The organism is Shewanella frigidimarina NCIMB 400 (assembly GCF_000014705.1).
Taxonomy (GTDB): domain Bacteria; phylum Pseudomonadota; class Gammaproteobacteria; order Enterobacterales; family Shewanellaceae; genus Shewanella; species Shewanella frigidimarina.
Map to the genome: position 1 here is coordinate 3,181,173 of NC_008345.1, position 13,588 is coordinate 3,194,760.

Below are 13,588 nucleotides of genomic sequence, written 5' to 3' on the forward strand. Positions count from 1 at the left end.
ATGAACATATTAAAATCATTAAAAAGCCCCATCATTTCTGATGAGGCTTATTCTTTTCAACGCTAATCGGACACTTTCCTAAAAAGCCTTTCCAACTTCAATTGTTAGCTATTCAGCATGTGGTAAATACTGTCATCCTATATTGTAATACTCATATATCTGACTGCATCACCTCTTCTTAACAGCTTCAGTCGGCAAAAGTCTCATTTAACACGCTGGCTAGTCCTGCTGTATTCATACTAAAAATTAAATGAACCAAGTTCGGATTTAAAACCAACATAGCTTCAATGCCATGGGCTTGAAGGGCGGTACTGTCTAATAGACTGGCATCTTTCACTTCTAAGCGTAAACGATTATCAGCAATAGCACGACATGAACTCACGTCACCCAATAGTGGCAGGATGGCTTGAGCTTGCTCGCGATCCTTTGCTGAAATGTTAACCGTTGCTGTTGCTATTACAGGCGTGGGAGTAGCGGAAAGATAACCACCCGACGCGAGCATTTCATCAATTTCGGTACGTGACACTTCGGCGATAGTCCCCACAATGGCTTGTACTGCATTCCCCGAAATCAATACGCCACTGGCGCCTAACTGCTTCAATCTAGCCTGATCCACTTTACTGGTATCGTGCACATCCATCCGTAAGCGGGTAATACAAGAATCCACATTGACCAGATTCTCTGGTCCGCCGAAGGCTTCGATAAAGTTACGCGCTCTTTCTGTCCCTTCTGATGAAACGATCTCTAATTCGACATCCATCCGCCCTGGCGTTTTCAAGTCGAACTTCAAAATTAAGAATCTGAACACTACGTAATACAACGCCGCATAAATGAGACCTAGCACCACCAGTAGCCAGATTTTTTGCGAATTCCCCGAAAGAACAAGAAAATCGATTAAGCCATGAGAGAAAGAAGTTCCATGAACCACACCCAGCATATTGACAAGCACATAAGCAAAACCAGCCATCAGCGCGTGTACAACATAAAGTAAAGGTGCAGCAAATAAAAATGCAAACTCGATAGGTTCAGTAATTCCGGTTAAGAATGCAGTTAACGCTGCCGAAATCATGATACTACCGACCATGACACGATTTTCTGGACGGGCAGTATGCCAAATCGCCATTGCAGCGGCAGGTAAACCAAACATTTTAAACAGATAGCCTCCTGCAAGTTGACCGAAGCCATTACCCGCAGCTCGACTCGCATCGTCCGCTTGCAAATAACACGTCAATACACCTGTTGCAGGTTTACCTAAACTGTCAACACAATTGCCCGCTTCGAAGAAGAAAGGCACATTCCATACATGGTGTAAACCAGCTGGAATTAACGAACGCTCAACCACACCATAAATACCAAAGGCTAATGTTGGGTTTTGATATGCCGCCCAATGGGAAAATACAGCAATAGCATTGCCTATCGGAGGCCAAATGAACGATAAGATGACTCCCGCAAAAATCGCTCCAAAACCAGTAATAATAGGCACACTTCGTTTACCTGAGAAGAATCCGAGATATGAAGGCAATTGAATTTTAAAGAAACGGTTAAAGGTCGCTGCAGCAATAGCACCGGCAATCATACCGCCAAACACGCCCACATCGGTACCCGGTTCAAGTACGCCGATGGTTTTAACCATGATGGCATATCCCACTAAGGCCGCCATAGCAGCCACACCATCATTTTTAGCAAATCCTAACGCGATACCTATCGCGAATAGCAATCCCATATTGCTAAAAATGGCTTCGCCCGCTTGTACCATTAACACATTGACGATATCGGGGAGCACACTAAAACCCGCGCTCCCAACGCCTAATAAGATACCCGCTACGGGTAATACGGAAACCGGCAACATGACCGATTTGCCCACTTTTTGTAAAACCGAAAATGCGCCACTCATCATAGCCTTCTTCGGTTTAGCTGCTGTTATTGTTTTAGATGTCATAATACAACCTTAGAAATTTTAATAGATTACCAAGTGATCAACGTTTTTCAATATCGCCTTTAACGGCAAGTAACGTATTAGGATCTCGCATTAATGCTCGAACATCTTTGGCATCTGCACAGCTCATCGCTTTAGCAGCGATAAGCTGACACGCTTGCTGATTTAAATGGCGCACTTGATGCTTCACTTCTGGAATGGAAGGCACACTCACAGACAGTTCATCAATACCTAAGCCGACCAAAATAGGCACAGCATCTTTTTCGCCGGCCAATCCACCACAAATGCCAGCCCATTTACCTTTGGCATGCGCGGCCTTAACCGTCATATCGATCAGGCGTAATACAGCAGGATGCAATCCATCAGCAATGGCGGCTAACTTAGGATGTCCACGATCAATCGCTAAGGTATATTGAGTCAAATCATTAGTACCAATGGAGAAAAAGTCGACATGTTCGGCCAACACATCTGCCATTACGGCTGCCGATGGCACTTCAATCATGATGCCAATTTGGATCCCACTAATATCGATAGCCAGTTTTTCGGCTTCTTCTTTAACGACTTGTTTGGCCAACTTAAGCTCAAACAAAGACGCTACCATAGGGAACATAATGCGTAAGTTTCCTGCATCAGCCGCTTTCAATAGTGCGCGAACTTGTTGTCGTAATACTGCTGGCTTATCTAAACCAACACGGATACCACGTTCACCGAGGAATGGATTATCTTCTTTAGGCAAAGGTAAATAGGCTAACGGCTTATCTCCTCCTACATCTAACGTACGTACAACTAAAGGACGCTGTCCTAACGTTTGCAGTACCGCACGATAGACTTGTTCCTGATCATCCTCAGAAGGTGCAACTGATTGGTCTTGATAAAGGAATTCAGAACGCAATAAACCAACCGCTTCACCTCCCATTTCAACTAATTTCTGGGCATCACTGACTTTAGCGATATTGCCGGCAATTTCAAATCGCACTCCATCTAAGGTAACGGCTGTCTCATCTTTGTGCGCGAAAGCCAATGCTTTCTGCTGCTCAGCGGCATTTTTAATCACATCAAGTTGCGCCATTTCAGCTTCAGTTGGCGACAATAATAGATAACCTTTTGCTGTATTGTAGTGGCATAGTTATTTTGGCCACCTAAATAGAGTTGATATTCTTATCTCGTACATGACTTTAGGTGAACACATGAAATCGATAACCTACTACTTTATAAGCGCTGATGACGGTTACAGTTGTTGAAAAATAGCTTTCATATGCTTTCACACAAAGATCAACATACACTAAAGACTAACTCATAAAGCTCATTTACAAATCCAAGGAGGAGACGCATTCCATAAATTAATCCACTCAGGGATTGAACTTGCTGGCATTGGTCTTGCTATACCGAAACCTTGTGCTAATTGACATCCCATTTTAAGTAATTGCCGACCATGCTCTTGGGTTTCAACCCCCTCTGCTATCACAGAACGACCGAAGGTCTTCGATAATTCAATGACACTTTTTACAATGGCTTGATCATCCATATCATCTAACATGTCAATGACAAAAGATTGATCTATTTTTATAACATCAGTCTTTAACTTTCTCAAATAGCTTAAAGATGAAAACCCCGTACCAAAATCATCTAACGAAAAACGTATCCCTAACTGTTTACATTGACTAATAACCTCAGCGATGTGCTGAGTATCTTTAATAATACTGGATTCTAAAATTTCAAATTCAAGCTGACCCGCTTGAAAACTAGTGTTGAGAAATAAGATTTCATTTAATTGTTTAATGAAATCTTCATGCTGAAGTTGTAATGGACTGACATTGACACTGATAGGTATAACTATTCCTAAGCGTCGCCATTCATTATGCTGCTTTATTGCTTGGTCAATTACCCATTTACCTAACTCAATTGCTAGAGGTTCTTCTTCAATGTAGGGCAAAAAGCGAAATGGTGACAAAAGACCTTCTGTCGGATGTTGCCAACGAATAAGGGCCTCTAAACCTATGATTTCATTACTTTCCATATTGATTTTTGGTTGGTAGAATAACAAAAACTCATTGTTATTAAATCCATTGATTATGTATTCTAACTCTCGATACTGGAGTTTTATCGCTACATCATTTTCAAAGTCAAATTCATGAATGCAATTCTTTCCCTGCTCTTTAGCCCTATACATAGCCTGATCAGCATGACGAATAAGTATGTCTGCGTGACTATTATCCTGCGGGAAAAACGTCACTCCAATACTCACCGTTATAGAAAGACGCTTATTTTCAATAATAAATATTTCTGTAATTGAAGAAAGTATTCGCTGTAATATTTCTGATGCTTCTTGATGACTGTCTAAATCATCAAGAATCAAAACAAACTCATCGCCACCAAACCTGGCAAGAGTATCATCCTCTCGTATTGCAGTTTTAAACCTATTTGCAATAAGGCAAAGGAACTCATCTCCTATATCATGACCGTAAGCATCATTTACCTCTTTAAAGCCATCCAAGTCTAGGAAGGCTATAGCTATTTGTTTGCTATTACGCTGCGCTTTGATAAGCGCTTGCTGCATTCGATCAGCTAACAAATTTCTGTTTGGCAAATGTGTAAGTGGATCATAATTCGCTGCAAACTTTAACTTCTCATTTACTTCTTTTAATACCTGATTACTTTTTTCAAGTTTGCGTTGATTATTTTTTTCGTCGGTAATGTCTTGAAATATACCACTTAATTTTTCAGCAACACCATCGACATATGTAACATGACAGGTCGTTCTAACGTCAATCTTTTGTCCTTTCGTGGTATAAGTTTCAAGCTCTAAGTCATACTCTTCGCCAAGTTGAATAGCAGCATCAAGCGCTTCTTGGAATAATTTTTTGGAATCGGGTAATAAATAACTTACCCCCATTTCAACGGTAGGAATATATTCTTGCGGAGTTGTTTCATAAATTCGGTAAGTTTCATCTGTCCAAATCAAGTCACCGTTATGCAAGTTGAGTTGCCAGCCACCTAGCTTGCCTATCTCTTGAGATTCTCTCAATAACTCGGTTGTGGTTGCAAGTAGTTCTTCCTGCCTCTTACGAAAGGTTATTTCTTGGTGCATGCCAATCATTCGTGTCGGTTTGCCTTCAACATCCCATGCAATAGCTTTACCTGTAGACAATACCCAAACATAATGACCGCTTTTGTGTTTTAAACGAACTTCTAACTCACAAAGTTCGCTTTGGCCTTGACAGTGGTAATCATAATTTTTAATTGCCTTAGGCAAATCATCTGGGTGTAATACATCTAGCCAAGTTTGGTAATCAACAGGCATTAACTCCGATAAGGTATACCCTATAATCTCAGCCCAACGTTCATTACAAACAAGACCATCATTTTCAACACGCCAATCCCAGACGCCAACATTAGTCGCATCTAAAACTAACTCATTAACCTCTTGGCTTATCGTATTCTTGTGCATGGCCTTTATACTGTTTGGGAAAAATTATGGATTTAACCAGCTTTTGTAAATAAGAACTTTTGCCTTTTAATTAACCACAAAAGTCTACTTATTACTGTTTTTTAACTTCAATACCAAAACAGTCTTAACGAACAGATATTCTTTAATATAAGGTAAGCTTGATTAAGTATCAAAGCAAATCACTTAGTTAATGAGCGAAAAAACATTTTAATAAAACGACAAACAGGATGAGATTAGAGCTTCAAATTTTTACACTATATCCAAAATAAAAACGGTAGAACAAGACTGTGCCACCCATCCTCTGAACAACTAACATAGCTCATTGTCATTGCTTTGGCGGTAGCTCTGCTCGATGTATTCAACTCATCAACTTCAATCGACACATCCAAAAACTAGCTTTGAATTAGTGGCTTATCGGTCACCTACGGAATTCAGCACAGTTGAAAAACTTGATAGCAATCAAATATGAGAATGTGTTGTGTTTTTGGGAGGGGATACTTAAGCGCACAGCCTGCGCTGGCAATTTGTGGTGCCTTGTCGTCGTTTTCGGTATAAATGCTCACAATATTCACTTGATGCAGGTAAAGCTCAAAATTGTTAATGAGGATGAATAGCTTGCTTTTCATAAAGAGGAGCCTTGGGAGCTCAAAATCCTATCTTGCGCCCCAATAAATAAGCCTTATATTTGTCGGTTTGGCATTTGGTCTTGAATCTTGAGGAGGGATAGCTTTCTTTTATAAAGAGGAACCCTATAGTCCAAAGTCCTATCTTTCGCCCAAATAAAAAGGCCTTATATTTGTTGGTTTGGCATTTGGCCTTAAATCTTGAGGAGGGATAGCTTTCTTTTATAAAGAGGAACCCGGGGTTCAGAGCCCTATCTTTCGACCAAATAAAAAGGCCTTATCTTTGTCGGTTTGGCATTTGGCCTTAAATCTTGAGGAGGGATAGCTTTCTTTTATAAAGAGGAACCCTATAGTTCAAAGTCCTATCTTTCGCCCAAATAAAAAGGCCTTATATTTGTCGGTTTGACATTTGGCCTTAAATCTTGAGGAGGGATAGCTTGCTTTTAATAAAGAGGAACCCGGGGTTCAGATCTCTATCTTTCGCCCAATAAAAAGGCCCGCTATAAATAGCGGGCCTTTTTATTGAATGTGGCGGAGGGATAGGGATTTGAACCCTAGAACGGGATAAACCGTTGCCGGTTTTCAAGACCGGTGCATTCGACCACTCTGCCATCCCTCCGAACGGGCTGAATAATATAAGTAACTCGTTTGCTTGTAAACCATAAAGTTAAAAAAAACACCTGAGTGCATAGCATTTAATCAGCATGCTCATATTTCTGTCATCATTGAGACTTTTTTAATCAACACAAAACGCATTGGCGACTCTTTTATAGACTTGAATCACTTCAACAGCATCCAGGTAACCTAGAAGAGTTGAATCTGCTAAGGCTTTTGTGGTGCTTTATGCTAATATCATCTCATTATTTTCCGTTGTCGCAGCTAAATTACCACTATATGAATTCAACGCTACTGCCTAGTGCCAAACTCGCTCCTCAATATCATTTACCTGATGCATCGACTTCAGTTTCTTTTCCAAGCCATATACTACTTGGCCAAGAACGAGTGGTTGAAACATTCAAATTAATGAGCAAAACAAATTCGCAACATTTATTTCTTGCTGATTTTTTAGGGGTAGATAGATCACTATTTATTGATGCGTTGGTAACTCAAGCTAACACGCCTTCAAGTCATTACCTTGTTGCAACTAAAAAACAGCAAGAAGATACGGACATTCAGTTTAAGTGGCAACAAACACTCCCGCCTGAACATGTCGGCATTATTGCTAAACAAGAATCACTGTCCTGTTATTTACAAGGGACAATTCGCCGTGCTGATTTACTTGGCAGAATGCTTAAAACGGATAAATCCAGTGTTTATAAACCCGGTGCACTAGCGAAAAATCATTTCGTGTTTATTTGCTTAGCGTCATTATGGCAGCGTGAAAGCCTGTGGGATTTGTTGATGCAAATCATCCACGATGGCTTTTATCGTATCAATAATGAGTTAACCCCTATTCCACTGAATTGTAAGATTGTTCTTGTGGGCTCTGGTTTATCGTATAGCCAGCTTAGAGTTGAAGACCGAAACTTTAATCGCCATTTTCCATTGCTAGCTGAAATGAGCAATGAAGTTGATCTAACGCAGCATCCTGAATCGTCTTATGTGCAATGGTTGAACGTACTTGCCCAAGCAGAATCTGTTGAATTAGAACCATCAAGCTTATTACCATTATTTTGGTATAGCTCTCGTTTGGTTGAGCATCAACAACGCTTAAGTTTAAGTATGTTGGAGTTTAGGCAACTATTAGGTCAAGCAAAAGTGTATTCAGGTCAAGCTACATTGAATGCTGCAGCAATAGCTAAAGCACTGGAAAAATTAAAATTTCGCCACAATAGCTCTGAAATATATTCAGCTCAAAGTTTTGATGATAATTTCATCAATCTGCCAACTAAAGGCGCTATGGTAGGCCAAATTAATGCCCTTACAGTTATTGATACAGGCGATTATACCTATGGTGAGCCTGCCCGTATTACCTCATCAGTGCATTATGGTGATGGCGAAGTGGCAGATATTGAACGTAAATCAGAGTTGGGGGGCAATATTCATGCAAAAGGCATGATGATCCTATCTGCTTGCTTGTACCGAATTTTTGGTCGTGATGCGCCTCTTCATTTAAATGCAAATATTGTGTTTGAACAGTCTTACCAAGAAATTGATGGTGATAGTGCTTCACTCGCCGAGTATTGTTGTTTAATGTCTGCAATAGCAGAACACCCCATTATCCAAAGTTTAGCTGTTACAGGCGCATTAGATCAGTTTGGCAATGTACAAGCGATTGGTGGTGTAAATGAGAAAATTGAAGGTTTCTTTAATTTATGTCAACGCCGCGGTTTAACGGGTGAACAAGGTGTTATTATGCCCAAGGCTAATGTATTACAGCTAAATCTTGAACCTGCTGTAATTGAAGCCATTGATAAAGGGTTATTTCATATCCATGCAATTGAACATATGGATCAAGCAGTTGAACTGCTGATGCAAATGCCTGCTGGAGTCGCTAATGAAGATAACGACTTTGCACCAGACACGCTTTACGGATTAGTACAACAACGTTTAGATAAATTAGCCGGTCAAGATGATGACGACGTGGAACTGAACTTTTTTGCTAAATTGTTAGCTAGATTACACATTATTTAGTGATCGGAGTTGTTTAGCTTACACGTGTTCGCTATCTTGTTAGTATTATCAGTCAATTAAGTGGTATCGATTTAAATGGAAAAAGCTAATAGTTTCACTAAAGAGCAACTTGTCGCATGTGGTCATGGCAATCTTTTAGGCCCAAATAGACCACGTTTACCTGTAGACAATATGTTGATGATTGACCGTATCATTACCATTAATGAAGATGGTGGTGCATTTGGTAAAGGTGAAATTATTGCCGAACTCGATATCACACCGGATCTATGGTTTTTTGATTGCCACTTTATTAGTGATCCTGTAATGCCTGGTTGTTTAGGTTTGGATGCTATGTGGCAACTTGTTGGTTTCTTCCTAGGCTGGGAAGGCGCTGAAGGTAAAGGTCGTGCATTAGGTGTGGGTGAAGTGAAATTTACCGGCCAAGTATTACCTGATGCAAAGAAAGTGACTTACAAGCTTAATATTAAACGTAAAATACACCGTAAATTGGTTATGGGTATAGCAGATGCCACTATGGAAGTTGATGGTCGTCAAATATACTCAGCAACTGATTTAAAAGTAGGTATTTTCAGTGATACATCAACTTTCTAGTTAAAACTACGTTACCTCAAAATACGTTGAACATGTTGCTCAATGCCCTCCGATCTGCATCGCGAGGGCATTTTATTAACTGTTACTTATTAAGTACTACTTGTTAAATAAGCCATTAAGACGACCGTCAATACCTTCACGCCATCCACCTAACCATTGAGACCGTGAATCCAGATTCGAATGGGGACAAACCTCCTTAGAACGCCCTCCTACTCCGGCTTGAAATCCTTTTGAAAATGCTCTGTCTAAACGATCTCTCTTCTGTCTTTTCATGCATGCGTCCTCTTCAGTGACAGGCTTCTGTTTGACATGATAAAGCTGAAGCCTTGCATATAGAAATAGATCGTTTTTTAGTCAAAATCAACCCAAAAAACCATCATTTTAATGATCTTTTATTAAGGTATTGAGAATTAGGTTAAAAAAAATCGAGGAATATTTCCTCGATTTATTTATGGTTCTAGACTACCCCCTGTTTGGGGTGCTAGATGACTGTGGCTACACTGAGTCTTTAATGACAGTTGAGCCTATTTTTTTACTCGGCGACGCAACCATAATAATGGCAGAGTGAATAACCAAGCAAAACTGGCTGCACCTTTACGCTCATAAGCCTCTTCTTCAACTGTGTCTGAAGTAGTACATGCTTCACCAGCGGTTGGTTTCAAAATAACCATTCGCGGCAAATATGCAGTTACTGGAGCACCGTTTCCGTCTAGTTCAAATAGCGGTAGGTTATTTTCACCGACAAGCACATTACCAGTAGTTGCATCGGTTTGATATTGTGGCTTACGAATAAATGCAGTCCCTACAATCGTACCGTCTTCATTAATGCTATTGGCTTCTACAACTTGAATATCGGTGTTATAAGTTAATATTTCACCAGTACCATCTTGAATACTCACTTGATGACGAGCCCACTCTCCATCAGTATTCTGTACATAGCCTTTAGAACCACAGGTAAGGAGATCGTTTAAATTAGAAAATTCGCTAGTACTATTTTCAAATAAGAAACCCACTTTTGGACGAGGCTTTTCTTTGTCGTAAGTTGATTCAACATAACCGACAACTTGTCCTTTATTGTTGATATCTTTAGGTTTGCTACTTAAATCTGACAATGTGGTTTGGAAGTCATTCGGCGTAACAATCCCTTGTTCTGGATTGTTAGTGTCTAATGTGAAGAATTTATCACGCAAATAGCCACCAATATATTTACGATAACTGCCGACTAAAATACCATTATCATTAATATCATATGCGATAGAGCTAGTGACTTCATTCTCCATATCTACCCAATTATATTGATATTCACCACTGACATTCTTTTTCCAGTAAGCCGCATCAAAATATAATTTATCGGTGTCACCGTTACGATAAACATGTGACCGGCCAGCGACATCATCATTGCCGTTAACACCTAATGCTTGGGCGGTGTAAATTAACGTTGAGTCAGTTGCAGGGGTTAAGCCTAACGGTAATTCAGTACGCTCAGGTACACCGGCATCGTCTATGTTATTTAAATCCCATACTAAAGCGCGTGTTTGATAAATAATATAACGACGGCTGTTAGTGTCTGGATACTGAGAATCTTGAACACAAATAGCGAGCGGCGTAGGATTATCTGCATCAGTGTCTTCTGCGCTTTTAATACAGCTATCTACACGGTCAACACTCGATGACGACAGCGCAGTACTACCATAACCAACAACAAGGTTATTTTCATTTACATCGGCAGCAACAGACGAACCACCTAACTCAACGGTAGCAGCACTAGTATCAGCATCTTGTTCACGAACATAGGTTGTGTAAGGAGGTACTAATGAAAATTCGACATCATCTTTTACTGCAATGGCACGAAGTTCAAAGTCACGATAATACCAAAGCTCTTGTGTTGTGCTTGTACCTTCATAAGCCAAGGTCTTTTGCTCACCAGTATAAGCACCTACTTTGGTGCCATTACTGTTAAGACCATAGAAGAAAGTATCAATTGAATTAACAACAAGTTCACCATCACTGTCTACGTCAGTAGGATTAGTCGTGCCGGCTAAGCTATAAAATGAAGGCTTCCAAGCACCTTCAGCGGCATTCGCACTAGTCGTGACGGTGAAGTTATTTGCTTCTATTGGTGTTAATACTGAATAGGTAATTTCTTCTGCATCAGAAATACCATCTTCAACATCAATGATGCCGCCTTCAATGTCTTCGGTGCTAAGTTTCTTTTTACCTTTTGAAATACCGACAACTTCATCTTGACTGTTCACCGCCATGGCATAGCCATTACGTGTACCGTCAATAGTGCCATTTAGGTCGAAATCTTCAATATTAACAATTTCATATACTGGCGCAGCTTGAACTGTTCCAATCACACTTAATACACCTATCGCAACAAGGGATAAGGCTTTATCAAACTTTAACTTCATGTAACTATTCCTGTTTTATTATGCTTTACTTCAGTGACTCAAGCTCTTCCCATCGCTCGAAGCAAACTTCTAAATTCTGTTCTTTTTCTGCCAACAACTGCAGTGCTTTATTGACCAAATCCTGCGGTTGATTATAAAAATCAGCACCCGCTATGGTTTGCTGCAATTGGGCAATATCTTGCTCGAGCTGTTCCATTTGGCTCGGAAGCGTATCTAATTCTTTTTGCAATTTATAAGACAGTTTTTTGACTGCTTTTTCAGGGATACTGACAGGCTTTGTTTCAACCACTGCGGTAGGTTGGACAACATTAGTTGCAACAGGTTCCTCAGAATAAAACTTTGCACCTTGAGCAACAGCATCTTGGTAACCACCAACATACTCAGCCCATTGTCCATTGCCCGCAAACCACCAACTGCTAGTAACGGTATTGTCGATAAATGCTCTATCGTGGCTCACGATAAGTAATGTACCAGCAAAATCAGCAAGTAGTGACTCTAACAACTCTAACGTCTCAATATCAAGATCGTTTGTTGGTTCATCGAGAATAATTAAATTGGCAGGGCGTAATAATAATCTCGCCAATAACAAACGGTTCTTTTCACCACCAGAAAGTGCTTTTACCGGAGTACGAGCACGCATTGGCGAGAATAAGAAATCTTGTAGATAGCTTAGAATATGGCGATCTTGGCCATTAATGGTGACGGTACTTTTACCCTCACCAACGTTTTCTTCTACTGTTTTTTCTGGATCAAGCGCTTCACGATACTGGTCAAAATAGGCAACGTCTAGCTTAGTACCGACTTTAATTTCGCCAGATTGAGGCTGTAGTTTTTCAATTAACAATTTGATTAGCGTTGATTTACCGCAACCATTTGGGCCAATTAACGCTATGCGGTCACCACGTATAACAGTAGTACTGAAATCTTTAACTAAGTTTTTATCAGGTAAATTATAATTAACATTTTTAATATCAAATACTAACTTACCAGAACGTTCGTTATCAGATACCGACATTTTGGCGTTACCTTGACGGTTTAAGCGTTCACTACGTTCGGTACGTAGTGCTTTCAACGCTCGAACACGTCCTTCATTTCGAGTACGACGTGCTTTAACACCTTGACGGATCCAGGTTTCTTCGTCGGCAAGTTTCTTATCAAAATGAGCGTTTTTCTCAGCTTCAACTCGTAACCATTCTTGCTTACCATCTAAATAAGCTTGGTAGTTACCTGGAAATGAGATCACGACACCACGATCTAAATCGACGATACGCGTTGCCATTCTTTGAATAAAACCACGGTCATGGCTGACAAATACTATGGCGCCTTTAAAGCTTAATAAAAATTGCTCTAACCACTCAATAGTATCGATATCTAAATGGTTTGTAGGTTCGTCAAGTAACAATAAATCAGGATTAACAACAAGTGCACGAGCTAACGCCACTTTACGCTGCCAACCACCAGACAATTCATTTAATGGCTTATCAGGATCAAGGCCTAACAATTGACAGTTTTGGATAATGCGTGAATCTAATTGCCAGCCGTCATTGTGATCTAATACTTCTTGAAGACGCTGCATTTGATTCAGCATACGATCCATTTGCTCAGGATTTGCATCTGCAACATCATGAGATAATTGATGATACTGTTCTAACGCTTCACCAATTTCTTTCAAACCCGCCGCGATATAAGAGTAAACCGATCCAGTTTCTGCTTTAGGAGGGTCTTGCTGTAAACGGCTAACGTTAACGTCATTTGCAATATTAAACTCACCATCATCAAGTAATACATCACCTGATAATACTTTCATTAAACTTGATTTACCGGCGCCATTACGCCCGACGATACATACGCGCTCACCAGGTTCAATGGTAAAGTCTGCATTTAACAGCAAAGGAATGTAACCGTAGGCTAACGAGCCATTATTAATCCGTACCAGACTCAA

7 protein-coding genes, 1 tRNA gene and 1 pseudogene are annotated in these 13,588 nt (G+C 40.2%); 2 read left to right on the forward strand and 7 right to left on the reverse strand.

Annotated elements, in window-relative coordinates:
• Positions 1-187: 187 nt before the first annotated feature.
• The 4 genes and pseudogenes from ptsG to SFRI_RS13650 all read right to left on the reverse strand — a co-directional run bounded on the left by ptsG (position 188) and on the right by SFRI_RS13650 (position 6,626).
• Positions 188-1,939: a PTS glucose transporter subunit IIBC gene (gene ptsG / locus SFRI_RS13630; RefSeq protein WP_011638101.1), complete on the reverse strand. Its 1,752-nt coding sequence runs from the start codon at positions 1,937-1,939 to the stop codon at positions 188-190.
• A gap of 37 nt (positions 1,940-1,976) precedes the next feature.
• Positions 1,977-3,038: pseudogene (gene ptsP / locus SFRI_RS13635) on the reverse strand (phosphoenolpyruvate--protein phosphotransferase); the annotation flags it as partial.
• Between the two features lie 201 nt (positions 3,039-3,239).
• Positions 3,240-5,384 carry a putative bifunctional diguanylate cyclase/phosphodiesterase gene (locus tag SFRI_RS13640; RefSeq protein ID WP_011638103.1) on the reverse strand — a complete coding sequence of 715 codons (2,145 nt, stop codon included), beginning with the start codon at positions 5,382-5,384 and terminating at the stop codon, positions 3,240-3,242.
• 1,152 nt (positions 5,385-6,536) lie between these two features.
• Positions 6,537-6,626 (reverse strand) — tRNA-Ser (locus SFRI_RS13650).
• Between the two features lie 275 nt (positions 6,627-6,901).
• On the opposite strand from SFRI_RS13650, the gene SFRI_RS13655 reads away from it, so the two are divergent.
• Both SFRI_RS13655 and fabA read left to right on the forward strand, forming a co-directional pair.
• Entirely contained in the window at positions 6,902-8,641 is a 1,740-nt protein-coding gene (locus tag SFRI_RS13655) for an AAA family ATPase (RefSeq protein ID WP_041413633.1), read from the forward strand.
• A 75-nt stretch (positions 8,642-8,716) separates the two neighbouring features.
• On the forward strand, positions 8,717-9,232 hold the full coding sequence (gene fabA, locus SFRI_RS13660; protein WP_011638105.1) for a bifunctional 3-hydroxydecanoyl-ACP dehydratase/trans-2-decenoyl-ACP isomerase: 516 nt from the start codon (positions 8,717-8,719) through the stop codon (positions 9,230-9,232).
• Between the two features lie 96 nt (positions 9,233-9,328).
• On the opposite strand, the gene rmf is transcribed toward fabA, so the two are convergent.
• From rmf to SFRI_RS13675, 3 genes are all read right to left on the reverse strand, one after another.
• Entirely contained in the window at positions 9,329-9,505 is a 177-nt protein-coding gene (rmf, locus tag SFRI_RS13665; protein ID WP_011638106.1) for a ribosome modulation factor, read from the reverse strand.
• A gap of 251 nt (positions 9,506-9,756) precedes the next feature.
• On the reverse strand, positions 9,757-11,646 hold the full coding sequence (locus SFRI_RS13670; protein ID WP_011638107.1) for a DUF3466 family protein: 1,890 nt from the start codon (positions 11,644-11,646) through the stop codon (positions 9,757-9,759).
• A gap of 25 nt (positions 11,647-11,671) precedes the next feature.
• Positions 11,672-13,588 carry an ABC transporter ATP-binding protein gene (locus tag SFRI_RS13675; protein WP_011638108.1) on the reverse strand — a complete coding sequence of 639 codons (1,917 nt, stop codon included), beginning with the start codon at positions 13,586-13,588 and terminating at the stop codon, positions 11,672-11,674.